Here is a 25,025-nt window from a genome sequence, read left to right on the forward strand (position 1 = left end):
TGCCGGACAGGGGTTTTCCGCCTTGGCGACGATGCTGATCACACATATGGACTGCCTGTGGCACGACACAGGGTCGTCCCATCCCGAGCGGCCGGACCGTCTTCGCGCGGTGCGCCACGCGCTCAACGAGACGGATTTTCCCGACCTGATCCGCGCGGAAGCGCCGCTGGCGAGCGACGAGGAAATCGCCCGGGCCCATCCGGCCGACCATGTCGCCGCCATGTTCGAGGCCATGCCCGCCGAAGGCCGGCGGCAGCTGGACGGCGACACAATTGTCTCTCCCGGCTCGGGCGACGCCGCGCGCCGCGCCGCGGGCGCCGTGATCGCGGCCATCGATGCGGTCTTCGCCGGGGCGGCCGACAATGCCTTCTGCGCCGTGCGACCGCCCGGACACCATGCCGAACCGACCCAGCCCATGGGCTTCTGCCTGTTCAACAATGTCGCCGTCGGCGCGCATCACGCGCGGGCGAAGCACGGCATCAGCCGGGTTGCGGTGATCGACTTCGACGTCCACCACGGCAACGGCACCGAGGCCATGTTCCGCCAGGACGGCGATCTGTTCTACGGCTCGACCCACCAGTGGCCGCTTTATCCCGGCACCGGGGAGCGCAGCGAACGCGGGGTGCGGAACAATATCTGCAACGTCCCGCTGCTGCCCGATGCCGGCTCGAAGGAGTTCCGCTTCGGCATGGAGGAGTCGCTGCTGCCGGCGCTGGCGGCCTTCAAGCCGGAACTGCTGATCATTTCCGCCGGTTTCGACGCCCATGAGCGCGATCCGCTGGCGCATCTGAACCTGACCGACGACGACTACGCCTGGATCACGCGCGAGCTGATGAAGATCGCCGATGAATGCTGCGCCGGCAGGGTGGTATCCGTGCTCGAAGGCGGTTATGACCTCGACGCGCTGCAAACGGCGAGCGCGGCGCATGTCAGGGAGCTTCAGCGGCAATGAGCGACATCCCCGAGGATATCCGGGAAATGAGTTTCGAGGCGGCTCTGGCCGAACTCGAACAGATCGTGGGCAAGCTGGAATCGGGCGATGTCGATCTCGAGAAGTCCATCGACATGTACGCCCGCGGCGCCCAGCTGAAACAGCATTGCGAGGCGAAGCTGAAGGCGGCCGAGGCCCGGGTGGAGAAGCTGGTGATCGGTCCCGACGGCGCGCCCCGTGGCTCCGAACCGTTCGGCGACGGCGACAGCTGATGACCCCGGAACTGAAGGACGCGCTGACCCGGTCGTCGGCCGAGGTCGAGGCGGCGATGGATGCGCTGGTCCCCCTGCCGCAGTCTCTGGAGGCCCGCGTCTACAATTCGATGCGCTATTCGCTGTTCGCCGGCGGCAAGCGGCTGCGGCCGTTCCTGGTGATGGCGTCGGGCGACCTGTTCCACGTGCCGCGGGAGAATTCGGTCCGCGCGGCCGCCGCGATCGAGATGATCCACACCTACTCGCTGATCCATGACGACCTGCCCTGCATGGACGACGACGACCTGCGCCGTGGCAAGCCGACCAATCACCGGCAGTTCGACGAGGCCACGGCCGTGCTGGCCGGCGACGCGCTGCAGCCCAAGGCCTTCCAGACACTGCTGGACCCGGCCACGGACCGGGACCCGCTGATCCGCCTGGAACTGGCGCGCACGCTGGCCGACGCCGCCGGCGCGGAGGGCATGGTCGGCGGTCAGATGATCGACCTGCAGGCCGAGACCACCTCCTACGGCCTGGATCAGATCACGCGTCTGCAGAACATGAAGACCGGCGCGCTGATCGCCTGGTCCTGTGAGGCCGGGGCCATCCTGGGCCACGCCACGGACACCGAGCGCGCAGCCCTGCGCGGCTACGGGCTGGAAGTCGGACTTGCCTTCCAGATCGCCGACGACATCCTGGATGTCGAGGGCAGCCCCGAAGAGATGGGCAAGGCCACCGCCAAGGACGCGGATGCAGGCAAGGAGACCTTCATCACGCTGATGGGACTCGATGGCGCGCGCAAAAGGGCCCGGGAACTGGTAGACAGCGCCGTCGCACGGCTTGATTTGTTCGGCCAAAGGGCCTTTCTATTGAAGGATGTAGCGGCCTACGTCATCGATCGCCGCTCGTAGCGTGACCCGCGGCGCAGAATTCTGAACGGACATGAGGTTGCCGGCTGTGGCCGAGACTTCCAACACACCCCTGCTGGACACGATCAACAGCCCCGCCGAGCTGCGCGGGCTGCAGCCCGACCAGCTGCGTCAGCTGGCGGACGAACTCCGCACCGAAACCATTGCCGCGGTCTCCGAGACCGGCGGCCATCTGGGCGCCGGGCTGGGCGTGGTCGAGCTGACGGCGGTGCTGCACTACGTCTTCAACACGCCCGACGACAAGCTGATCTTCGACGTCGGCCACCAGTGCTATCCGCACAAGATCCTGACCGAGCGCCGCGACCGCATCCGCACGCTGCGCCAGGGCGGTGGCCTGTCGGGCTTCACCAAGCGCGCCGAGAGCCGCTACGACCCGTTCGGTGCGGCGCATTCGTCGACCTCGATTTCCGCCGGCCTCGGCTTCGACGTCGCCCACCGGATGCTGGGCCAGCCGCACCGCGTGATCTCGGTCATCGGCGACGGCTCCATGTCGGCCGGCATGGCCTATGAGGCGATGAACAATGCCGGCTCCATGAAGAGCCGGATGATCGTCATCCTGAACGACAACGAGATGTCGATCGCCCCGCCGGTCGGCGCGATGAGCGCCTATCTCTCGCGGCTGATCTCGGGCAAGCCCTATCTCTCGATCCGGGAGGTCGGCAAGAAGCTGGCCGAGCGCTTCCCGAGGCAGCTCTCCAAGATGGCGCAGCGCGCCGAGGAGTTCGCCCGCGGCATGCTCACCGGCGGCACCATGTTCGAGGAGCTCGGCTTCTATTACGTCGGCCCGGTCGACGGCCACAACATCGAGCACCTGCTGCCGGTGCTGGAGAATGTCCGCGACGCCGAGAGCGGCCCGATCCTGGTCCATGTCGTCACCGAGAAGGGCAAGGGCTACCTGCCGGCCGAGCAGTCGGCGGACAAGTATCACGGCGTCGCCAAGTTCGATGTTGTCACCGGCACCCAGCAGAAGGGCAAGCCGAACGCGCCGGCCTATACCAAGGTCTTCGCCAACGCGCTGGTGAAGGAAGCCGAGAAGGACGACCGCATCGTCGCCGTCACCGCCGCCATGCCGTCGGGCACTGGCCTCGACGTCTTCGGCAAGGCCTTCCCGAGCCGCACCTTCGACACCGGCATCGCCGAACAGCACGCCGTGACCTTCTGCGCCGGCATGGCCGCGGGCGGGCTGAAGCCCTTCGCGACGATCTACTCGACCTTCCTGCAGCGCGGCTACGACCAGGTGGTGCACGATGTCGCCATCCAGCGCCTGCCCGTGCGCTTCGCCATCGACCGCGCCGGCCTTGTCGGCGCCGACGGCCCCACCCACGCGGGCTCCTTCGACGTGACCTATCTGGCGACCCTGCCGGGTTTCGTGGTCATGGCCTGCTCCGACGAGGCCGAACTGGTCCACATGGTCGCCACGGCGGCGGCCATCGACGACCGGCCCTCGGCCTTCCGCTATCCGCGCGGCGAGGGCATCGGCACCGAGATGCCCGAGGAGGGTGTGCCGCTGGAGATCGGCAAGGGCCGCATCGTCCGCGAGGGCAATGCGCTGGCGATCCTGAATTTCGGCGGCCGCATGGCCGAGGTGATGAAGGCGGCCGACGATCTGGCCAGCATGGGTCTCAGCGCCACCGTCGCCGACGCGCGCTTCGCCAAGCCGCTGGACACCGACCTGATCGCCCGGCTGGCCCGCGAACACCCGCTGCTGATCACCATCGAGGAAGGCGCCATCGGCGGTTTCGGCAGCCACGTGCTGCAGTTCCTGGCCGAGAACGACCTGACCGAGGGTCTGAAGGTCCGGCCGATGATCCTGCCCGACATCTTCATCGACCAGGACAAGCCGGAGAAGATGTACGACATCGCCGGCCTCAACGCCCCGCAGATCGTCACCACGGCGCTGTCGGCGCTCGGCATCGACAGCAAGGACGGCAAGGCCCAGCCCGCAAGGGCCTGAGGCCTTCCGAAAGCCACACCGTCATCCCGGCCCTGAGCCGGGTTCACTGATCGGAGTTCGCGCTTGCCTGCCCTCCCCCTGCGAGGGGGAGGGTTGGGTGGGGGTGGGAGCGGCACAGGCGCCCGCCATTCATCCATCAACGCCGCCGACCCCCACCCGTCGCTGCGCGCCGGCCTCCCCCTGCCAGGGGGGAGGCTCTGAATCGGCGTCCTGCTCTGCCGTCCCCGGGCTTGACCCCAGGACCCTGTCACACCGCTTGCGCCAAAGCCTTCGGGTCAGGTCCAAAGGCGGAAAAATGCCTCAGGTGAAATTCACCAGCGTCGTGATGCCGACGATGATCAGATAGGCCGCGACGATGTAGTTGAGCAAGCGCGGGACCAGCAGGATGGCGATGCCGCCGGCGAGCGCGACGATGCCCTGGATCATGCCTTCGGAAATATACATCGGGACTTTCCCCTTGTTGTTTTCGACCAACAAGAGGTGGGCGCGAACCGCCGATCCCCAACCGCCCTGCGACAGATCGGAACAACCGCAGCCAACCGGTTCCGGCGTCATCCCGGCCTTGAGCCGGGATCCGGGACGGCGGCTCGTCGCAGTTTCATTCGCCGGAAGGAAGCGCCGCAACCAGACCCAGGCTCGGTGCTTGTCCCCGACTTGCGCGGGGAGCCGGGGTGACGGCAGACAGGCGAAACCGCAAGGACCTGCCCTCCCCCTCCGAGGGGGAGGGTTGGGTGGGGGTGGGAGTAGTGCAGTTGTCTGCCATTGGTCCATCATCGCAGCCGACCCCCACCCGTCGCTGCGCGCCGGCCTCCCCCTGCCAGGGGGAGGCTACCCTCGAGCGGTTGCAGCCAATTGTCGTCCCCGTGGGCGGCAGGGACATTTCTGAAACCGCAGTGCCGCGCGTCTGGCAGACCAATTCGTCCCCGGACGCGCGGTTTCCCTAGGCCACCAGCAGATCGTCCTCGATCGCATACAGCGGCTCGGCGCCGGCGGTCGCCGCAGCGGCCAGCGAGGCGGCCTGGGGCATGATCTGGGTGGCGAAGAAATGCGTCGTGGCGATCTTGGCCTTCAGGAAGGGCGCGTCGTCGGCGCCGTCCGCCAGCAGCGCGGCCGCGGCGAGCGCGCCCTTGACCAGCAGGTAGCCGCCGGCGGTCAGGCCCATCAGCCGCAGGAACGGAGCCGCGCCTGCGCCGACGGCGTTCATGTCGCTCGCCAGCATACCGCCCAGCGTCTTCGCGGCGTCTTCCGCCGCGGCCAGTGCCGACTTCAGCGGCGCGGCCATGGCCTTCACAGACGCGTCGCCGGAGGCTGCGGCCTTCTCGGCCACGGCGGAGGCGTCGGTCAGCAGGGTGCGGACCGGCTCCCCGCCATTCATCGACAGCTTGCGGCCGACGAGGTCCATGGCCTGGATGCCGTTGGTGCCCTCGTAGATCGGCAGGATACGGCTGTCGCGGTAGTGCTGGCCGGCGCCGGTCTCCTCGACGAAGCCCATGCCGCCATGCACCTGCACGCCGACCGAGGACATCTCGACACCGATATCGGTGCCGAAGCCCTTGGAGATCGGGGTCAGCAGCTCGGCCAGCCCCTGCCGCACGCGGCGGACTTCCTCGTCGGGGTGCCGCCGCGCGAAGTCGAGGCATTCGGCGTTGTAGATGCAGATGGCCCGGGCCGCCTCGGTGCAGGCCTTCATGGTCATCAGCATGCGGCGGACATCGGCATGGTCGATGATCGCGCCCGAACCGCCAGCCTTCATCGGCTTGCCCTGCACGCGGTCCCTGGCGAAGCGGACGGCGCGCTGGAAGGCGCGGTCGGCGACGGCGACGCCCTGGGTGCCGACCGAGAGGCGCGCATTGTTCATCATCGTGAACATGGCGCGCATGCCCTTCATCTCCTCGCCGACCATCCAGCCGACGCATTCGTCATTGTCGCCATAGGACATGACGCAGGTCGGGCTGCCATGGATGCCGATCTTCTCCTCCAGCGAGGCGCAGCGGAGATCGTTGCGCTCGCCGAGCGAACCGTCGTCATTGACGAAGAACTTCGGCACCAGGAACAGGCTGATGCCCTTTGTGCCCGCCGGCGCATCCGGGGTGCGGGCCAGCACCAGATGGATGATGTTGTCGGTCATGTCGTGTTCGCCGAAGGTGATGAATATCTTCTGGCCCTTGATCAGCCAGGTTCCATCCCCGCGCGGCTCCGCCTTGGTGCGCAGCGCCCCGACATCCGAGCCGGCCTGCGGCTCGGTCAGGTTCATGGTCGCGGTCCACTCGCCGGTGATCAGCCGCTCCAGATACTTGTCCTTCAGCTCGTCGGAGCCGTGCGCCTCCAGCGCGTCGATCGCGCCTTGGGTCAGCAGCGGGCAAAGCGAGAAGGCGAGGTTCGCCGCGTTCCACATCTCGGTCAGCGGAATGGTCACGGCCCAGGGCAGGCCGCCGCCACCCTTCTCCATCTCGAAGGGCACGCCGTTCCAGCCGCCCTCGGCGAACTGCCTGTAGGCCTCGGCGAAGCCCGACGCGGTCCGCACGACGCCGTTCTCCAGCTTCGCGCCCTCCTGATCGCCGGTCCAGTTCAGCGGGGCCAGCACGCCGCCGGCGAACTTCGCGCCCTCTTCAAGGATGGCGTCGACCAGATCCGGTTCGGCATGGTCGTAGCCGGGCAGTTCGCTGAGCGCCTTCAGGTCGCAGACATGGTTCAGGACAAAGCGCATGTCGCGCACGGGTGCGGTGTAGTCGGACATGATTGCAGGCCTCGTTAGCGGGCGTTTCCGTTGGTCTTGTTTACGTCAGTTTCGCACATTTAGGTCAGGTGCGCGCCGGATGAAACCTTCAGTCGTCGCTCAGGACACGCAGCCCGCAGCGGGATACCGGATCGTGGTCCGGCACAGGCCTTGGCCCGCTGCCCAGTTCAGCGTTGCAGCGATACATGACAGCGTCCGACTGGGTCCCGGGATCAAGTCCCGGGACGGGTAGCTATTGTCAGGCTACCTCCTACCTGACGCCCCCGGGCCTGACCCGGGGGCCTGAGGTTCATGTTTTCTCGGCCTCGCCGGGTTCCGCCCTGAGTTCCGCGGGTCAGGCCCGCAGACAGCAGGTCTTCGAGCGGTTCCCCAGTCGGCCGCCTCGGCGGTTTCCTCCGGCGGCGTCCAGCGCAGGATCGGGTTCCGGGCGGCGCGGGTCTCGTCCAGCCGCCGCCTGGGCGTGAGCACCGGGGCCTCGTCGAACATCGCCGTCTCGCCGGCCTTCGCCTTCGCCACCAGACCGCGCATGACCTCGACGAACTGGTCCAGCGTGCCCTTGGTCTCGGTCTCCGTCGGCTCGATCAGCATCGCGCCGTGAACGACCAGCGGGAAATAGACCGTCATCGGGTGATAGCCCTCGTCGATCATCGCCTTGGCCAGCCCCATCGTGTCGACGCCGGTGCCGTCCAGCCCCTTGTCGGAGAACAGCGCCTCGTGCATGCAGTGGCCGTCGAAGGCCGGGGGCAGCACGTCCTTCAGCCCCGCCAGCACGTAGTTGGCGTTCAGCACCGAATCCTCGGCCACCTGCTTCAGCCCGTCCTTGCCATGGCTCATCATGTAGGCGAGCGCGCGGACGAACATGCCGAACTGGCCGTGGAAGCCCTTCATCCGCCCGACACGTTCCGGCCCGTCATTCTCGATCAGGTCGAAGCCGTCATCGGTCTTCACCACCGTCGGCAGAGGCGCATAGGGCGCCAGCGCCTCCGACAGGACCACCGGGCCGGAGCCCGGGCCGCCGCCGCCATGCGGCGTGGAGAAGGTCTTGTGCAGGTTGATGTGCATGGCGTCGATGCCGAGGTCGCCGGGGCGCACCTTGCCGACGATGGCGTTGAAGTTCGCGCCATCGCAGTAGAAGAACCCGCCCGCCGCATGCAGCTTCTCGGCGATCTCGACGATATCGCTCTCGAACAGGCCGCAGGTGTTGGGGTTGGTCAGCATCAGCCCGGCGACATCGTCGCCCAGCTTCGCTTCGAAGGCCTTCAGGTCGACGCGGCCTGTCTCGTCGGCCGGGATCGGGTCGACGGTGTAGCCGCACATGGCCGCAGTCGCCGGGTTGGTCCCGTGCGCCGATTCCGGCACCAGAACCCGGCGCCGCGTTTCGCCGCGGGCGTCGAGGGCCGCACGGATCGCCATCATGCCGCAAAGCTCGCCATGCGCGCCGGCGCCCGGCGTCAGCGCCACGGCGGGCATGTTGGTCAGCTTCATCAGCCAGTCCGACAGCTCGAACATCAGCCGCAACGCGCCCTGCACCGTCGAGACCGGCTGCATCGGATGCAGATCGCCCAGACCGGCCAGCCGCGCGACCTTCTCGTTCAGCCGCGGATTGTGCTTCATGGTGCACGAACCCAGCGGATAGAGGCCGTAGTCGATGGCGTAGTTCATCCGGCTGAGGCGCACGAAGTGGCGCATCACCTGCGGCTCCGACAGACCCGGCAGGCCGATGGCGCCGCGCCGCGCCAGCCCGCCCAGGCGGCTTTCCGCCTGCGGGCCTTCCGGCAGATCGACACCGCTGCGGCCGTCGGAGTTCTGCTCGAAGATCAGCGGCTCGTCCTTGTCGAGGCCCCTGGCACCGGAAATCGTCTGCTTCTCGCTCATGCCAGCGCCTCCCGGAGGCCGATGGCCAGCGCCTCGACATCCTCTTCGGTCACGGTTTCGGTTGCGGCAATCATCAGCACGTTCTCCAGCGCCGCCTCGCCCGGGAACAGACGGCTGGCCGGCACACCGCCCAGGATGCCCATCTGCGCCAGCTTCTCGACGACGGGCTCCGCCGGTTTCGGCAGCTTCAGCGCAAACTCGTTGAAGAAGGTCCCGGTCATCAGCTCCACGCCGTCCAGCTGGGTCAGCCGCCCGGCGGCATGCACCGCCGTCCGGTGGTTAAGATCGGCCAGCCCGGTCATGCCTTCCTCGCCCAGCAGGGTCAGGTGGATGCAGAAGGCCAGCGCGCAGAGCCCGGCATTGGTGCAGATGTTCGAGGTCGCCTTCTCGCGCCGGATATGCTGCTCGCGCGGGCTGAGCGTCAGCACGTAGGAGCGGCGGCCGTCGGCGTCGACGGTCTCGCCGGCCAGGCGGCCGGGCATCTGGCGCACGAATTTCTGACGGCAGGCGAACAGGCCGACATGCGGCCCGCCGAAGCTGAGTGGCACGCCCAGGCTCTGGCCCTCGGCCACGACGATGTCGGCGCCCATCTCGCCAGGCGGGGTCACCGCGCCCAGGCTCACGATCTCGGTGACGACGACGATCAGCAGCGCGCCCTTGGCATGCGCCGCTTCGGCCAGTTCGGACAGATCCTTCAGCTCACCGAAGACGTCCGGATTCTGAACCACGACCGCGGCGGTCCGGTCGTCGATGGCGTCGGCCAGATTGCCGTGACCGCCGACAGCCGGGTCGCGGACCTCGGTCTCGAAGTCGGTGAAGCGCGTCAGGTTCAGCGTCGCGTCGCGGTAGTGCGGGTGCAGGCGGCCCGACAGGATCGCCTTCGGCCGCCGGGTGACGCGATGCGCCATCAGCACGGCCTCGGCGCAGGCGGTCGCGCCGTCATACATGGAGGCGTTGGCGACCTCCATGCCGGTCAGCAGCGCCACCTGGGTCTGGAACTCGAAGAGATACTGCAGCGTGCCCTGGCTGATCTCGGGCTGATAGGGCGTGTAGCTGGTCAGGAACTCGGAGCGCTGGATCAGATGGTCGACCGTCGCCGGAATGTGGTGCCGGTAGGCGCCGGCGCCGACAAAGCACGGGGCCGTCGACGGCGACAGGTTCTCGCGCGCCATCTTCTGGAAGTGCCGCTCGACCGCGATCTCGCTCATGTGGTCGGGCAGGCCCTCGACGGGCCCGTTCAGCACCGCGGCCGGTACGTCGTCGAACAGCTCGTCCACAGAGCCGACGCCGATCGTCTTCAGCATCGCCGCCCGGTTTTCGGGTGTCTGGGGCAGATACCTCATTGGTCGAGCGCCTCCACGAAGTGCTCATAGGCCTCGCGGTCCATCAGACCGTCCAGCTCGGCGCGGTCGTCCAGCTTCATGCGGTAGAACCAGCCGTCACCCTCTGCGCTCTCGTTCACCAGCGCCGGATTGGCGTCCAGCTCGTCATTGCGCGCGGTGACCTCGCCACTGGCCGGGGCGTAGACCTCGCTGGCCGCCTTCACGCTTTCGACCACCGCGGCTTCCTTGCCCCTGGTCAGCTTCGCGCCGGGATCGGGAAGCTCGACATAGACGACGTCGCCCAACTGGTCCTGGGCATAATTGCTGATGCCCACGGTCGCCTCGTCGCCGTCCATGACGATCCATTCGTGGTCCTTGGTGAACTTGATATCGGCCATTCTCAGGGTCTCCTGCGGTTCAGCGCTTGTAGGTCTGTTGGACGAAGGGAAGCTCGGCGACGGTCATGGGCAGCGCCTTGCCGCGCTGCATCGCCTGGATGGCGGTGCCAGGGGTCTGGAAGCCGTCGGCGACATAGCCCATGGCGACCGGATGGCCCGCCGTGGGGCCGAAGCCGCCGGAGGTGACGACGCCGATCGGATTGCCGTCGGCATCGGCAAGCTCGGCGCCCTCGCGCACCGGCGCCCGGCCCTCGGGCATCAGGCCGACGCGGTACCGCGACGGTCCGTCCGACAGTTCCTTCAGAATGCGTTCCGCGCCGGGAAAGCCGCCATTCTCGCGGCGGCGCTTCTGCATCGCCCAGACGAGACCGGCCTCGACCGGCGATGTCGTGGTGTCGATGTCATGGCCGTAGAGACAGAGCCCGGCCTCCAGCCGGAGCGAGTCGCGCGCACCCAGACCGATTGGTTTGACCCGCTCGTCGGCAAGCAGCTTTCGCGCGAGGGCCTCGGCCCGGTCCGTGGGCACGGAGATCTCGAAGCCGTCCTCACCGGTATAGCCCGAGCGGGAGACCCAGAGGTCCGTGCCGTCCCAGTCGAAGCCGGCGGCGTCCATGAATTTCATCCCGGCGACCCCCGGCACGAGGGCGGCCAACGCTGTCTCGGCCTCCGGCCCCTGCAGGGCCAGCAGCGCGCGGTCGTCGAGGGTCGTCAGCCTGACGCCGGCCGGCAGGTTCGCGCGGATGTGGGCAATGTCGCCTTCCTTGCAGGCGGCGTTGACCACCAGCAGCAGGTCGTTCTCGCGCCGGGTCACCATCAGGTCGTCGATGATGCCGCCATCGGCGTTCAGCAGCATGGTGTAGCGCTGCCTTCCGGGCTTCAGTTCCCGCATGTTGGACGGCACCAGCGCTTCCAGCGCCTCGTCCGCCCCGTCACCTTCAAGCACCGCCTGGCCCATGTGGGACACGTCGAACAAGCCGGCCTTCGTCCGCGTGTGGGTGTGCTCGGCCATGATGCCCTCGAACTGGACGGGCATGTCGTAGCCGGCGAAATCGACCATGCGCGCGCCGAGTTCCCGGTGCAGCGCGTTCAAGGGGGTGGTCAGGCTGGATCCGGTCATCGGGCTCTCTGGTCCTCGGGCGTCGGCGACAGTCAAGAAGGGCGCCCGCAGCCCGGAACGGGATACGTTCGCGCCCCCTCTGTCGCGGGACCTGAGAGATTACGCCCGGCCCGCCATGCGGATCCGCGGCCTTACCCCTTCGGTGAGGCGGCGGTTTCCCGCCGGCCTGCTTTCCAGAGGTCCGTCCGTCAGCGGTCCTTCTGCCTGAGAGTTTCCGGGGCGGTTGCTCCTTCGGCGCCGGCGTGTCGGGTGCCGGTCTCTCCCACTGACGTCTTTCGGACGCCCGAAGCTTAGACCGATTCCACGGGGCCGGAAAGTGTCGCTGAGTGACAAAATCATGACGCATCGGCGATCCGGGGCTTGCGGAACGCCGCAAGGCTTGAAACGATTTTCTCCCGGAACCGCATCCGGAAGAGAAACGATAAGCAGGGGAGGAGCGGAACCATGGCAAACGGCAAGGCCGACGGCCCCAGAAACATCGCGCTGGTCGGACCCTATCTCAGCGGCAAGACGACGCTGCTGGAAAGCATCCTGTTCGCGACCGGCGCGATCGACCGCAAGGGCAGCGTTACCCAGGGCAACACGGTCGGCGACAGCAGCGCCGAGGCGCGCGAGCGGCAGATGTCGACCGAGATCAACGCGGCGACGACCGAGTTTCTGGGCGACGAGTTCACCTTTCTCGACTGCCCCGGCTCCATCGAGCTGATCCAGGAGACCGCCAATGCGCTGGCCGGCGTGGACGCCGCGGTGGTGGTGGCCGAGGCCGATCCGGCCAAGGCGACAGCGCTGCAGCCCTGGCTGAAGCTGCTGGACGATTTCGACCTGCCGCGCTTCATCTTCGTCAACAAGGTCGACCGCGCCGCCGGCGAGGTGCAGGCCGTGATCGACGCCCTGCAGGCGGTCTCCACGACGCCGCTGATCCTGCGCCAGTTGCCCATCGTCAAGGACGAGATCATCACCGGCTATGTCGATCTGGCCCAGGGCCGGAGCTACGTCTACCGGGAAACCGGGCCGTCGGAACGGATCGAGGCCGACGGCGATGTCGCCGACGCGCTGGGCGAGGCCCGCTTCGCCATGCTGGAGCAGCTTGCCGATTTCGACGATCACCTGATGGAAGAATTGCTGGAGGAGGTCGAGCCCGACCGCGAGGAGATCTTCAAGGACCTGACCGAGAACCTGCAGTCCGGCAACATCGTCTCGGTGCTGATGGGCGCGGCGGAACGCGACAACGGCGTGCAGCGGCTGTTGAAGGCGCTGCGCCACGAGACGCCCGGACATGACGCAGCCGCCGAACGGGCCGGCGCGGATGCAGGCTCCGGCGACACGGTCGCGCAGGTGCTGAAGACCTACCACACCCAGCATGGCGGCAAGCTCTCGCTGTCCCGGATCTGGTCCGGCTCGGTGAAGGAGGGCGACGTGCTGAACGGCGAGCGCGTCGGCTCGCTCTCGCGCATGCACGGCCACGACACGAAGAAGACGGCCAGCGCATCGGCCGGCCAGATCGCCGTCTTCGGCCGCATGGAAGGCGTGAACACCGGCGACGTCCTGTCGTCCGGCACTGCGGTCGAGTTGCGCAAGACGCCCGTCTTCCCGCCGGTCTTCGCGCAGGCCGTCAACGTGCCCAACCGCAATGACGAGGTGAAGCTGTCCGGCGCGCTGGCCAAGCTGCGCGAGGAAGACCCGTCGGTCACCGTCGAGCACGACCCCGTCACCCACCAGATGCTGCTCTGGGGACAGGGCGACCAGCATCTGAAGATCGCGGCGGCGCGGTTGAAGTCGAAATACGGCGTCGAGGTCACGCTGGAGAAGCCGCGCGTGCCCTACAAGGAGGCGATCCGCAAGGGCGTCACCCAGCATGCGCGTCACAAGAAGCAGTCCGGCGGCCACGGCCAGTTCGGCGACGTGACCATCGAGATCAAGCCGTTGCCGCGCGGATCGGGCTTCCAGTTCTCCGACACCATCACCGGCGGCGTCGTGCCGAAGAACTACATCCCGGCAGTCGAGTCGGGCGTGAAGGAGTTCCTCGACAAGGGACCGCTCGGCTTCCCCGTGGTCGACCTCGCGGTCGTCCTCACCGACGGCAAGTACCACAATGTCGACAGCTCGGAGCAGGCCTTCAAGACGGCGGGCCGCATGGCCATGGCCGAGGGTCTGCCGCAATGCGATCCGGTGCTGCTGGAGCCGATCCTGGACGTCCGGATCATGGCGCCCAGCGAATACACCGCCTCGATCAACAATCTGATCAGCGGCCGGCGCGGCCAGATCCTGGGCTTCGACGCCCGCGCGGGCTGGCCGGGCTGGGACCAGGTCTCCGCCCACCTGCCGCAGTCGGAAGCCGGCGACCTGATCGTCGAGCTCCGCTCGTTGACGCAGGGCGTCGGCACCTTCACCTTCGCCTTCGAACGGCTGCAGGAACTGACCGGCCGCGCCGCGGACCAGGCAATCGAGATGGCCGCCGCGGAATAGGCTGACACTACCTAGAATGCTCAGCAAAAACTACCAGACTGTAACGAGTGCCTTCCCGAACCATTTCCACGGAATGAAAGTTTTCAGAAATAAATACCACGACACCACCAACTCGAGGCACAAAAGGAGCGTCTAATCCCTCAAATCGTAGCTCTCCCCCATCAAAATTATCGTTCAAGAACACTACAGCAGTGAATATCCGCCTTGTATCATACATATTTGAATCTTTGTGCTTTGGCAGAATAGCCCCGCTTTCATATTTTGAAATCGCGCAATTTGACCAAAATAAGTTTCGAATTCCGGTATTTTCTGCGATACTAGAAAGCATGCTCTGAAATTTATTCAAAATTCCAAAATCTTCCAGTGAATACGAACGCGAAATAAAAATATCTTCCTTGTAACTGGCTGGTTCTGCCTCCATTAAACTATTGTTGTGGTATCTTCCTGCCTCTGACTTCTGCCAATTTTCAGACTGACCCACTTCGCTCAATATATGATCACACTCGTTTAGACTCAATAATTCATCGAAATACCAAATCCCTGGGCAAACAGCTTTCATATCAGTCAAATTTGCCTTCGTGAATTACATGAAGACGGTCATCACTTAATTCGCCGATCGATGCAATCGTAAGCCGCTCAACCGCAGATACAGATATAGGCAAATTATTCTGCTTTACGAAGTCCTTTATCATGCTTGAAAGTCTATCGCTGAGCTCGGGATTACAACGCAAATGCGCCCGAATTAATGTCGCCTCAAAACGTGAGTTATCTAGCATCTTGTAATCCTTCACTCCTTAGCAGCTTCGCGCAAACTACGATGTCGCTTTCGCATTTCAAACAGCGGATACCAAACCAATCCGAGTACCAACGCACAAATAGAAAAGAACGCTGAGACTAGACTCCAGGTTCCCCCATTTCCAGCCACCTGGCCAAGTGTCTCGGCGTTGTCGTCGCGGTAAATAAAATACAAACATCCAAACACTAAAGCACTAGCAAACATTTTGAGCATCGTATTTTGCATACCTTCAATCTTATCTTTTGATAAGGCCTTGCAATCGTTGGCAATCACCAAGGTCTTAACCAAGGGCTCCTTGGATACCACTCCAGCTGATACTCGTATACCGCAGGGCTGCGCGACTTGCCCCTCCTCCGCAGCCCGTACACCGCTCTCCTTAACCGCCCCCGCGTCAACGGTCATGCCGTACATAACAAGTATTTTGGTTTTTAGGCGGTCAACAAGATGCTCCAACTCATCAACTTCGACAATCTTTTCGAAAAAATACGACAGCAAATAAATAAAGATAATTGCTGAAAGAACGGCAGCAGCCACCTTTGCCTCAGCGCCTTCATTAAATTCCGCCATTATGATCCCAGCGACTGCTGGCGTTGCAATCGAAGCGAATATCCCCAAAATCATTAACAGATGGTTTCGCATTCTCACCCTCCCCAAGCTTAAGTTTCTACCGCTTTTTTTAGCAGGCCGACACCAAGGATAACACCTGAAGTCGCCACGGAAACAACCGGGGTCCACCCATATACCTCAACATCAGGGCCTGACGTTATCTGGTAGATAAATAAAAGGAGTCCCGCAAACACACCACCAAGTACTGCCCAAAATGCTACTTCCTTTAGTCTATTTATTGATTCAGGCGTATTGTCATCTTCCGAAAGTCCTTTTCCTGTCAAAATGGCCCAAATGAGCGGTGGCGCCATCGCCAACGCGATGGCAGCGATCACAAACTGAAACACAAACAAGGTTTGAACCGTATTGGGAAGATACAAAATAGCTATCACGTAGATTGCCACTCCAAATATCGCAAACGCATACTGACACCTTCGAATGCTAGACAAAACACTACGCTCACGATCCTCCTTTTGCTGGGCGCTTTCGTCCTTCGGCCTGGAATTAGGAACGTCGATCACATCAAGCGCTAGTGTATATCCCACTGCTGTAAGCGCGCTATCTGCCGTGGACAACATTGCGCATATTAATCCTCCTATTATCAATCCTAAGAAAATTCCCGCTACTGCGCCAACATGCTGAAAAATCTCCGATATGGCTTGCCCAATGATTATATTTGGATCTTCAACTGGCACTCCACTCCAAATAAAACCAATAGATGCGCCTATGAAGCCCGGCAAAATTAGCACCCACATCGCAGCCCGACGCATGCCCCACTGAGCGCTCTTCAATTCTTCGGAATTTAGTGCGCTATTGCCCGATATGACTTGCCAATTTGACATATCTACCAAATTAAAGAGCAAGGCAAATGTCACAACACCAATTATCAAGGGTGTCGGAAGATCTCCAACACTTAATAACGAACTCGTCCATTCATCGAAATTTGGGAACGCCCATAATACATCTCCTCGCCCTCCTGCCTCCAAGTGCGAGTTGCTAAGAATTAGCATTCCAAACAGAATCAACAAAAGAGCAAGTGACGCCAGTCGGTTCTGTATGCGGTCAGTCTTAGCTGCCGCAGCCAGCCCCCCAATATCACAATAGACCGCCACCAATAATGCTGAAAGCACAACCAACGGCCACCAAACGTCTTGTTGCCCGATAGCAGAAACTATTATTTGAAGAGATATCGATATTTCATAGCCAAATATAAGTATCATTCCCAAAATTGAGACCATTGAAGTCAATATCCGGACATTCTTTCCGAATACAAACCCCAAGTAACCGTGAAGCGTGCGCCCTTTTGCAGCTCTAGCTAATTTCGGCAAATACGAAGCTAATAATAAAATTGAAAGCACCCAAGGAATTTGAAACCAAACCACACTCAGTCCAAAATAATAACCAAGTACAGCAAAATATGCTATTCCGTTTGCAAATGAAAAACTAGTTCCCCAAAACGCATTTTCTGTCGTATCAGATGAAAGCCTTCCACCTGCTTCAAAATAGCCGACGTACGTCCATGAGAAACTTCTCGCCTTCCATCCGACGAAAAAAATCGCTGCGACTATGGAGAAAGTCGTGAGAGTGGCCAAGACTGCGCCAGCAGGAGAGAACTGCATGAAAACCATCGTCATTCAGTGTTACTACTAGTGCCGGTCGGATGACTTGATATATGAGCATCCGTTGAGTTTGTTAGCACAAGATGCAGCAGTCGAGAAGGCGATGCGTGTATGGACAATGCGGAAGGCGCGGCACGCGCCCTGATGGAGGCGCGGAGCAACGCCGCGCGCATTCCGAGGCTGCCCGAGGGGCTGGCCCCGGCGGACCCGGAGGGCGGCTACGCCATCCAGAAGGTGCACCGCAAGCTGCTGGGCGAGAAGCTGGGCCGCCAGATCGGCTGGAAGATCGGCTGCACCAACCCGACGGCGCAGGCCCATATCGGCATCGACGAGCCCTTCTATGGCGGCGTCTTCGAGAAGATGGCCCAGGCCTCGCCCGCGACGTTCGCCGCGTCCGGCCTGTTCATGACCGTGATCGAGGCCGAGATCGGTTTCCGCCTGAAGGACGACCTGCCGGCCGCGGCCGCGCCCTACGATCCGGACTCGGTCGCCGACGCCATCGACTACGCCATGCCCTGCATCGAGATCGTCGACAGCCGCTATGACGACTGGACCACCATCGGCGCGCCGCACATCATCGCCGACAATGGCAGCCATGGCGCCTGGGTCCACGGCGCCCCGGTCGCGGACTGGCGCGACCACGACCTCTCCGAGATCGAGGTGCTGCTGACCTGCAATGGCGAGACGGTGCGCGAGGGCAACGGCTTCGCGGTGATGGGCAACCCGATCAACCCCCTGACCTGGCTCGCCAATGTCCGCGCGGTCTATGCGCGCGAGGGGCTGAAGGCGGGCGACTACATCTCCACCGGCACCACCATCGACGTCTATCCGGCGAAGGCCGGCGACGTGCTGAAGGCCGATTTCGGCCCCCTGGGCGCGGTGGAACTGACGATCGTGTAGGCAGCCAGTTTTCCGCCTTCGGACTTGATCCGAAGGCCTCGGCGCAAGCGGATGGACAAGGTCCTCGGGTCAAGCCCGAGGACCTCAAAAGCTGGCCGGTGATGCGTGCCAGGAGCCTATCCCCGCCCGGTCGGCACGCAGCGCGGCTCAGACATATCAGAAGTGTTTCCACCCGCAGCGGGACTTGATCCCGCTGCCCAGTTCCGAGCGGATGTAGAGCCGTGGCCGCGCCGGTCTGGGTCCCGGGATCAAGTCCCGGGACGGGTGGGAGGTTCCCCTACGCCGCCGCGCTCTGCGCCTCGGCGATCCAGCCGCCGCCGAGCACACGGCCGCCGTCGTAGAAGACGCAGGCCTGGCCGGCCGAGACGCCGTATTCGGGCGCGTCGAACTGTACGTGGGCGAAGCCGGAGGCCGCCGGGTAGAGCGTTGCCGGAGCCGCGGGGGCGTTATTTCGGATCTTCGCCGTGACGCTCAGCCCGTCGGCAGGGATCGCGCCGGATCCGAGCCAGTTCAGTTCTTTCACCGTCAGGCTGGAGACGGCCAGCGCCTCGCGCGGGCCGACGACGACGCGGGCCCTGTCCGGCTCCAGCCGCACGACGAAGCGCGGCTGCGTGTCCTCGCCCCGGCCATCGATCCCACCGCCCAGGCCGAGGCCCTTGCGCTGGCCGATGGTGAAGCCGAGCACGCCGTCATGGATCCCGAGCACGCGGCCGTCCATGTCGACGATCTCGCCGGGGATGCGGGCGTCGGGGCGCAGCTTCTCGATCACGCGGCGGTAGTCGCCGTTGGGCACGAAGCAGATGTCCTGGCTGTCGGGCTTGGCCGCCACCGGCAGGCCGAGCCGCTCGGCATGCGCCCGCACTTCCGACTTCGGCAGATCGCCGAGGGGGAAGCGCAGGAAATCGAGCTGCTCGCGCGTGGTGGCGAACAGGAAATAGCTCTGGTCGCGGCTGTCATCGGCGGCGGCGTGCAGTTCCGCACCGTCCGGACCTGCCGCGCGCTTCACATAGTGCCCGGTCGCCAGCGCCACGGCGCTCAGATCCCTCGCCGTCGTCAGCAGGTCGCGGAACTTGACCGTCTGGTTGCAGCGGATGCAGGGCACCGGCGTCTCACCCCGCAGATAGGCGTCGGCGAAATCGTCGACGACCGAGTCCCGGAAGCGGCTTTCATAGTCGAGCACGTAATGGGGGATGCCGATCCGGTCGGCGACGTTGCGGGCGTCGAGAATGTCCTGCCCCGCACAGCAGGCGCCCTTGCGCTCGACGGCCGCACCATGGTCGTAGAGCTGCAGCGTGATCCCGACGACGTCGTAGCCGGCTTCCTTGCAGAGCGCGGCGGTGACTGACGAGTCCACGCCGCCCGACATGGCGACGACGACGCGCGCCGCGCTGCGCTCTCCCGGAATGTCCAGATCGATGCTCATGAGCGGCTGATATATCGCCCCGCCACGGCTGCGCAAGGATGCTTGACCTTCCCCGCCCCACCACGGATCGTGGCCGCCAACAACGAACGACAAGGGAGAGCGACATGCGCAACATCTTCATGCGCGCCACCATTGGCGCGGCCATCCTGGCGCTGGCGGGCGGTTTCGCCTCGGGCAGCCGGGCGGACGAAGAGCCGATCCAGTGCAAGGAAGTCACCTTCTCCGACGTCGGCTGGACCGACATCACCGCCACCACCGCAGCCACAAGTGCGGTGCTGCAGGCGCTGGGCTACGAGACCGACATCAAGGTGCTGTCCGTGCCGGTGACCTACGCCTCGCTCAAGAACGGCGACATCGACGTCTTCCTCGGCAACTGGATGCCGACCATGGAGGCCGACATCGCGCCCTACCGCGAGGACGGTTCGGTCGAGACCGTCGGCGTCAATCTGGAAGGCGCGAAATACACGCTGGCGGTGCCGAAATACACATACGCCGCCGGCCTGAAGAGCTTCGCCGACATCGCCAAGTTCCGCGATCAGCTGGACGGCAAGATCTACGGCATCGAGCCGGGCAATGACGGCAACCGCCTGATCCTGGAGATGATCGAGAAGGACGCCTTCGGCCTGAAGGGCTTCGACGTGGTCGAGAGCTCCGAGCAGGGCATGCTGGCGCAGGTCGGCCGCGCGGTGAAACGCGACGAGCACGTCGTCTTCCTCGGCTGGGCGCCGCATCCGATGAATGCCAATTACGAGATGGAATATCTCTCGGGCGGCGACGACTGGTTCGGCCCCGACTATGGCGGCGCGACCGTCTACACCAATGTCCGCGCGGGCTATCTCGACGAGTGCAAGAACCTCGGCGCGTTTCTGAAGAACCTGACCTTCACGCTGCCCATGGAGAACGAGATCATGGGCGCGATCCTGAACGACGGCGAGGAAGCCGACGACGCCGCGAAGACCTGGCTGAAGGGGCATCCGGAGATGCTCGACAAGTGGCTGAAGGGCGTGAAGACCTGGGACGGCAAGGACGGCCGCGCCGCAGTGAAGTCCGCCCTCGGCGCGTAGTCCCGAGACACGGGCGGCCGGCCGCTTCCTCCCGGGAAGGGCCGGCCTCTCGCGCACCGCCATCGTCCGTGGCTAGTTCCGGACGATCTCGATCAGTTCGATGGTGAAGTTCAGCACCTCGTTGGGTCCGATCACGTCACCGGCGCCCTGCGCGCCATAGGCCAGATCCGACGGGATCCAGACCTCCCACTTGCTGCCCGCGGGCATCATCTGCAGGGCTTCCTGCCAGCCGGGAATGACCTGGCCCACCCGGAACACGGCCGGCTCGCCGCGCTGGTAGGAACTGTCGAAGACGGTGCCGTCGAGCAACCGTCCCTCGTAGTGCACCCGAACCGTGTCGATGCCTCCGGGGACCGGCCCGCTGCCATTCGTGGTCACCAGATACTGGAGGCCCGACGCCTTTGTGGTCACGCCGGGCTGGCCGCGGTTCTGTTCCAGGAAGGCCTGCCCCCGGGCCCGCGCCTCCTCGCCTGCACGGCTCTTCTCATCGGCCATTCGTGCCTGGACCGCCGCGATCGTCGTCTGCATCTCCTCGCTGCTCAGACGCGGTTGCCGGCCTGCAAATGTATCCCTCATCGCCTGCGTGAACGCCTCGATGTCGAGCTTGTCGCTGAAGCCCTGCTGCTTCAGCTGATCGGCCAGCCGCAGGCCGATCATGTAGCTGTATCGCTTGTCCACGGTATCGAGCGGGACCGAGTCCTGAGCCATCGCGCCGCCTGTGACTGCAAGCGCCATCAGAGCGGCTATCGCTGTTGATCGGATCATCAATCAGGCTCCCTCGGCGAGTTCGGCCAGCGCATCCGCAAATTTCTCCTCTGCCTCGGCCTTCAGCCGGGGCAGGTGATAGCTCGGGAAGACCTCGTTGGTCGGCGCGTAGTCGCGAAGCAACTGCCGGGCGACGGTGATCTTGTGCACCTCCGACGGTCCGTCGGCGAGGCCCATGTGGAAGCTCTGCAGCACCTGATCGGCGAAGGGCATCTCCGACGAGATTCCGATGGAGCCGTGCAGGTAGAGCGCCGCGGAGGCGATGTCGTGCAGCACCTTCGGCATCTGCGCCTTCACCGCGGCGATGTCCTTCCGGACCTTCATGTAGTCCTGATAATGGTCGATCCGCCAGGCGGTGCGCAGCACGAACAGGCGGAACTGCTCCATCATGATCCAGGCGTCGGCGATCTTCTCCTGCGTCATCTGCTTGTCGGCCAGTTTCTCGCCCTTGGTCTCGCGGCTGAGGGCGCGTTCGCACATCATGTCGAAGATCATCCGCACGCGGCCCAGCGTGCGCATGGCGTGGTGGATGCGCCCGCCGCCGAGCCGCACCTGCGCCACCTTGAAGGCCTCGCCGCGCCGGCCGAGCAGATGATCCTTGGGCACCCGCACGTCGGTGTAGCGGACATAGGCGTGGCTGCCTTCCTTCTCGGTGGCGAAGCCGACATTGCGCACGATCTCCACGCCCGGCGTGTCGGTCGGCACGATGAACATCGACATGCGCGAGACCGTCGGTTTCTCGGGGTCGGTGACCGCCATGACGATCAGGAAGCTGGACCAGCGCGCGTTGGAGGAGAACCACTTCTCCCCGTTGATCACCCAGTCGTCCCCGTCCGGTTCGGCCCGTGTGACGAAGACGCCCGGATCGGCGCCGCCCTGCGGTTCGGTCATCGAAAAGCAGGAGACGATCTCGTTGGCCAGCAGCGGCTCCAGCCAGCGCTTCTTCTGCTCGGGCGTGCCGAAATGGGCGAGGATCTCGGAATTGCCGGTATCCGGGGCCTGACATCCGAAGGTGATCGGGCCGAAGCGGGTGCGGCCCAGGATCTCGTTCATCAGGGCGAGCTTGACCTGGCCGTAGCCGGGGCCGCCGAGATCGGGACCGAGATGGCAGGCCCAGAGCCCGCGTTCCCGCACCTGCACCTGCAGCGGCCAGGACCAGCTTGACGAACTTCGGATCGGCGATGTCGTAGGCGCTGCCGAGCACGTGATCCAGCGGCTCGACCTCGCGTTTCACGAAGTCGTCCATCCAGTCCAGCGCGTCCTGAAATTCGGGATCGGTCTCGAAATCCCAAGCCATCGCCATGTCCTCCCCTTGTTGCGACGGGCGGAGTGTAGCATCCGGCGCAAGGGCGTGAGTCATGCCGCGACTGCACTTCCGCCACCCGGCAATACCGGCTAAACCCGCGCCATGGCCACCGCGACCGACACCACCGCACGCGACCCCGTCTACGGCATCATCATGCCGGTGGTGTTCGTCTTCCTGTGGTCCACCGGCTTCATCGGCGCCAAGTTCGGCCTGCCCTATGTCGAGCCGCTGACCTTCCTGTCCATGCGCTTCTGGATGGTGGTCGCAGGGTTCCTGGCCTTCAGCCTGATCGTCCGCGCGCCCTGGCCGAAACGGGCCATCGACTGGATGCACATCGCCGTGGTCGGCGTGCTGCTGCACGGCGTCTATCTGGGCGGCGTCTTCACCTCGATCAGCCTGGGCGTCGAGGCCGGCACCTCCGCCCTGATCGTCGCCATCCAGCCCCTGCTGGTGGCGCTGCTGGCCGCGCCGGTGCTGAACGAGAAGGTGACCGCCCGGCAGTGGCTGGGACTGGCGCTCGGCATCGCCGGCGTGACGCTGGTGGTCTGGCGCAAGCTGGAGCTCGGGCTGGGCACGCCGCTCGGCATGGGCTTCTCGGTCATCGCGCTGATCGGCATCACCATCGGCACGCTCTACCAGAAGCGCTATTGCGGCACGCTCGATATCCGGACCGGCAATGTCATCCAGTTCACCGCGGCCGGCCTGATGCTGACCGTCCTGGCCTTCGCCTTCGAGACCCGCGAGGTCGACTGGACGGGCGAGTTCATCTTCGCCATCGGCTGGCTGGTGGTGGTGCTCTCCTTCGGCGCGACGACGCTGCTGCTGCTGCTGATCCGGAGGGGCGCGGCCTCGCAGGTCTCCAGCCTGTTCTTCCTCGTCCCCGCCGTCGCCGCCCTGATCGCCTGGCCGCTGTTCGGGGAGACCTTCGGGCCGCTGGCCGTGGCCGGCATGGCGCTGGTGACCGTCGGCGTCGCACTGGTTACCTTGGGCGGGGGTCGGCAGGCGAAACCGGCGGTGAGGTCGTGACATGACGGAGACGGAGGCCCGGGTCTTTCCGGTGCTGTTGTCGGGCGGCTCGGGCACGCGGCTCTGGCCGCTCTCGCGCAGCCTCTACCCCAAGCAGCTGCTGCCGCTGTCGGGCGAGGAGACCATGCTGCAGGCGACCGCGCTGCGCATGCCCGCCGATACCGCCTTCGCGCCGCCGCTGGTGATCTGCAACAACGACCACCGCTTCATCATCGCCGAGCAGCTTCGCGCCATCGGCCGGGACGCGCTGTCGATCATGCTGGAACCCGTGGGCCGCAACACTGCGCCGGCTGCCGCCGCGGCGGCGCTGTTCTGCCGCCGCCAGCGCGAGGACGCAGTCATCGTGCTGCTGCCGGCCGATCACGTCATCCGCGACGTACCCGAATTCCGCCGCCGGCTGGACCAGGCCATCGCGCTGGCCGACAAGGGCCACATCGTCACCTTCGGCATCCAGCCGACCGAACCGCATACCGGCTACGGCTACATCCTGCAGGGCGCCGAGATCGAGCCGGAAGCCTTCCACATCGACCAGTTCACCGAGAAACCCGACGCGGCAACCGCGACCGGCTACATCGCGGCGGGCGGCTACAGCTGGAACTCGGGCATGTTCGTCGCCCGCGCCGGCGTGCTGCTGGACGAGATGGCCGCCTTCCGCCCGGACATCGTCGAGTCGGTCACCGCCGCGCTGGACAGGGCCGAGCCGGATCTCGACTTCCTCCGGCTTGACGAGGAAGCCTTCGCCGCCTGCCCGGCGCAGTCCATCGACTTCGCGGTGATGGAGCGGACCGACCGTGCCGCGGTCATCCCGTGCGCTTTCGGCTGGTCCGATATCGGCTCGTGGAACGCGCTCTGGGAAATCGCGGACAAGGACGCCGACGGCAACGCCACGGCGGGCGACGTCATCCTGAAGGACGTGAAGAACAGCTACATCCACACCGAGAAGACGGTCGTCGCGGCCATCGGTGTCTCCGACCTGACGGTGGTCGAGACCTCCGACGCCGTGCTGATCGCGCATCGCGACCGGGCGCAGGACGTCAAGGACGTGGTGGAGGTGCTGAAGAGTTCGGGCCGCCAGGAACACGAGAGCCATGTCCGCCACTACCGGCCCTGGGGCTATTACGAGCCGCTGGACGGCGGCCCGCGCTTCCAGGTGAAGCGGCTGATGGTGAAGCCGGGCGCGAAGCTCTCCTTCCAGCTGCACCACCACCGGGCCGAGCACTGGGTGGTCGTCACCGGCACCGCCGAGGTCACCAACGGCAACGAGACCCGGTTGCTGTCGGAGAACGAGTCGACCTTCATTCCCATCGGCACGCCGCATCGCCTGGCAAATCCCGGCAAGGTCGATCTGGAAGTGATCGAGATCCAGTCCGGCACCTATCTGGGCGAGGACGACATCGTCCGCCTCGACGACCCCTACAACCGCGCCGACCACGAGACGAAATAGGCGCGGGGTTGTCGCTTTTCTGTCCTCGGGCTTGACCCTGGGGAAATGCTGGATCCGGGGCGTACGGGCGCCCGATCATGGTCGTTTCACAGTAGG

20 protein-coding genes, 1 pseudogene and 1 riboswitch are annotated in these 25,025 nt (G+C 64.7%); of the genes and pseudogenes, 9 read left to right on the forward strand and 12 right to left on the reverse strand.

Annotated elements, in window-relative coordinates:
- The first annotated feature begins 22 nt into the window (after positions 1–22).
- From ACMVY4_RS02835 to dxs, 4 genes are read left to right on the forward strand one after another with little or no spacing between them, the layout of a single operon-like run.
- Positions 23–952 (forward strand): histone deacetylase family protein, encoded by a 930-nt coding sequence (locus ACMVY4_RS02835; RefSeq protein ID WP_416898683.1) that lies wholly within the window; start codon positions 23–25, stop codon positions 950–952.
- On the forward strand, positions 949–1,203 hold the full coding sequence (locus ACMVY4_RS02840; protein ID WP_416898684.1) for an exodeoxyribonuclease VII small subunit: 255 nt from the start codon (positions 949–951) through the stop codon (positions 1,201–1,203). The genes ACMVY4_RS02835 and ACMVY4_RS02840 overlap by 4 nt, the downstream gene beginning before the upstream one ends.
- Entirely contained in the window at positions 1,203–2,093 is an 891-nt protein-coding gene (locus ACMVY4_RS02845) for a polyprenyl synthetase family protein (RefSeq protein ID WP_416898685.1), read from the forward strand. The genes ACMVY4_RS02840 and ACMVY4_RS02845 overlap by 1 nt, the downstream gene beginning before the upstream one ends.
- A gap of 46 nt (positions 2,094–2,139) precedes the next feature.
- Positions 2,140–4,065: a 1-deoxy-D-xylulose-5-phosphate synthase gene (gene dxs, locus ACMVY4_RS02850; protein WP_416898686.1), complete on the forward strand. Its 1,926-nt coding sequence runs from the start codon at positions 2,140–2,142 to the stop codon at positions 4,063–4,065.
- A gap of 300 nt (positions 4,066–4,365) precedes the next feature.
- On the opposite strand, the gene ACMVY4_RS02855 is transcribed toward dxs, so the two are convergent.
- The 6 genes from ACMVY4_RS02855 to gcvT form a co-directional block, all read right to left on the reverse strand.
- Complete coding sequence (locus ACMVY4_RS02855; protein ID WP_416898687.1) at positions 4,366–4,509, reverse strand: DUF3096 domain-containing protein; 144 nt, start codon at positions 4,507–4,509, stop codon at positions 4,366–4,368.
- A gap of 496 nt (positions 4,510–5,005) precedes the next feature.
- Positions 5,006–6,802 carry an acyl-CoA dehydrogenase gene (locus ACMVY4_RS02860; protein ID WP_416898688.1) on the reverse strand — a complete coding sequence of 599 codons (1,797 nt, stop codon included), beginning with the start codon at positions 6,800–6,802 and terminating at the stop codon, positions 5,006–5,008.
- A 243-nt stretch (positions 6,803–7,045) separates the two neighbouring features.
- Positions 7,046–8,677, reverse strand: coding sequence for an aminomethyl-transferring glycine dehydrogenase subunit GcvPB (gene gcvPB, locus ACMVY4_RS02865; RefSeq protein WP_416898689.1), 1,632 nt, complete (start codon positions 8,675–8,677; stop codon positions 7,046–7,048).
- Entirely contained in the window at positions 8,674–10,020 is a 1,347-nt protein-coding gene (gene gcvPA, locus ACMVY4_RS02870; protein WP_416898690.1) for an aminomethyl-transferring glycine dehydrogenase subunit GcvPA, read from the reverse strand. Before gcvPA ends, gcvPB begins: the two co-directional genes overlap by 4 nt.
- Positions 10,017–10,397 carry a glycine cleavage system protein GcvH gene (gcvH, locus tag ACMVY4_RS02875; RefSeq protein WP_416898691.1) on the reverse strand — a complete coding sequence of 127 codons (381 nt, stop codon included), beginning with the start codon at positions 10,395–10,397 and terminating at the stop codon, positions 10,017–10,019. Before gcvH ends, gcvPA begins: the two co-directional genes overlap by 4 nt.
- 19 nt (positions 10,398–10,416) lie before the next feature.
- Entirely contained in the window at positions 10,417–11,514 is a 1,098-nt protein-coding gene (gene gcvT, locus ACMVY4_RS02880) for a glycine cleavage system aminomethyltransferase GcvT (protein ID WP_416898692.1), read from the reverse strand.
- A 182-nt stretch (positions 11,515–11,696) separates the two neighbouring features.
- Positions 11,697–11,789: riboswitch (glycine riboswitch) on the reverse strand.
- Positions 11,790–11,958: 169 nt separating this feature from the next.
- Between gcvT and ACMVY4_RS02885 the strand changes: the two genes are divergently transcribed.
- Entirely contained in the window at positions 11,959–13,980 is a 2,022-nt protein-coding gene (locus ACMVY4_RS02885) for an elongation factor G (RefSeq protein WP_416898693.1), read from the forward strand.
- Between the two features lie 7 nt (positions 13,981–13,987).
- Here the strand turns inward: ACMVY4_RS02885 and ACMVY4_RS02890 are convergent, their stop codons facing one another.
- The 3 genes from ACMVY4_RS02890 to ACMVY4_RS02900 form a co-directional block, all read right to left on the reverse strand.
- Positions 13,988–14,539, reverse strand: a complete 552-nt coding sequence (locus ACMVY4_RS02890; RefSeq protein ID WP_416900244.1) for a 2OG-Fe(II) oxygenase — start codon at positions 14,537–14,539, stop codon at positions 13,988–13,990.
- A gap of 228 nt (positions 14,540–14,767) precedes the next feature.
- Positions 14,768–15,415 (reverse strand): hypothetical protein, encoded by a 648-nt coding sequence (locus ACMVY4_RS02895; protein WP_416898694.1) that lies wholly within the window; start codon positions 15,413–15,415, stop codon positions 14,768–14,770.
- A gap of 17 nt (positions 15,416–15,432) precedes the next feature.
- Positions 15,433–17,016: a hypothetical protein gene (locus ACMVY4_RS02900; protein ID WP_416898695.1), complete on the reverse strand. Its 1,584-nt coding sequence runs from the start codon at positions 17,014–17,016 to the stop codon at positions 15,433–15,435.
- Positions 17,017–17,112: 96 nt separating this feature from the next.
- Here ACMVY4_RS02900 and ACMVY4_RS02905 point away from each other — a divergent pair, with 96 nt between their 5' ends.
- The gene (locus tag ACMVY4_RS02905; RefSeq protein ID WP_416898696.1) at positions 17,113–17,901 is read left to right on the forward strand and encodes a 2-keto-4-pentenoate hydratase; all 789 of its coding nucleotides are present in this window, start codon (positions 17,113–17,115) and stop codon (positions 17,899–17,901) included.
- Between the two features lie 277 nt (positions 17,902–18,178).
- Here the strand turns inward: ACMVY4_RS02905 and mnmA are convergent, their stop codons facing one another.
- Complete coding sequence (mnmA, locus tag ACMVY4_RS02910; protein WP_416898697.1) at positions 18,179–19,324, reverse strand: tRNA 2-thiouridine(34) synthase MnmA; 1,146 nt, start codon at positions 19,322–19,324, stop codon at positions 18,179–18,181.
- A 104-nt stretch (positions 19,325–19,428) separates the two neighbouring features.
- Between mnmA and ACMVY4_RS02915 the strand changes: the two genes are divergently transcribed.
- Positions 19,429–20,388, forward strand: coding sequence for a choline ABC transporter substrate-binding protein (locus ACMVY4_RS02915; RefSeq protein ID WP_416898698.1), 960 nt, complete (start codon positions 19,429–19,431; stop codon positions 20,386–20,388).
- Positions 20,389–20,460: 72 nt separating this feature from the next.
- Here the strand turns inward: ACMVY4_RS02915 and ACMVY4_RS02920 are convergent, their stop codons facing one another.
- A complete protein-coding gene (locus ACMVY4_RS02920; protein WP_416898699.1) occupies positions 20,461–21,153 on the reverse strand; it encodes an FKBP-type peptidyl-prolyl cis-trans isomerase in 693 nt (230 codons plus the stop codon).
- A gap of 3 nt (positions 21,154–21,156) precedes the next feature.
- Positions 21,157–22,450, reverse strand: a pseudogene (locus ACMVY4_RS02925) (acyl-CoA dehydrogenase family protein).
- 111 nt (positions 22,451–22,561) lie between these two features.
- Between ACMVY4_RS02925 and ACMVY4_RS02930 the strand changes: the two are divergent.
- On the forward strand, positions 22,562–23,485 hold the full coding sequence (locus tag ACMVY4_RS02930) for a DMT family transporter (protein WP_416898700.1): 924 nt from the start codon (positions 22,562–22,564) through the stop codon (positions 23,483–23,485).
- A gap of 1 nt (position 23,486) precedes the next feature.
- Positions 23,487–24,929, forward strand: coding sequence for a mannose-1-phosphate guanylyltransferase/mannose-6-phosphate isomerase (locus tag ACMVY4_RS02935; RefSeq protein WP_416898701.1), 1,443 nt, complete (start codon positions 23,487–23,489; stop codon positions 24,927–24,929).
- The last annotated feature ends 96 nt before the right edge of the window (positions 24,930–25,025 follow it).

Origin of the sequence: Minwuia sp. (assembly GCF_048007105.1) — a bacterium.
Taxonomy (GTDB): domain Bacteria; phylum Pseudomonadota; class Alphaproteobacteria; order Minwuiales; family Minwuiaceae; genus Minwuia.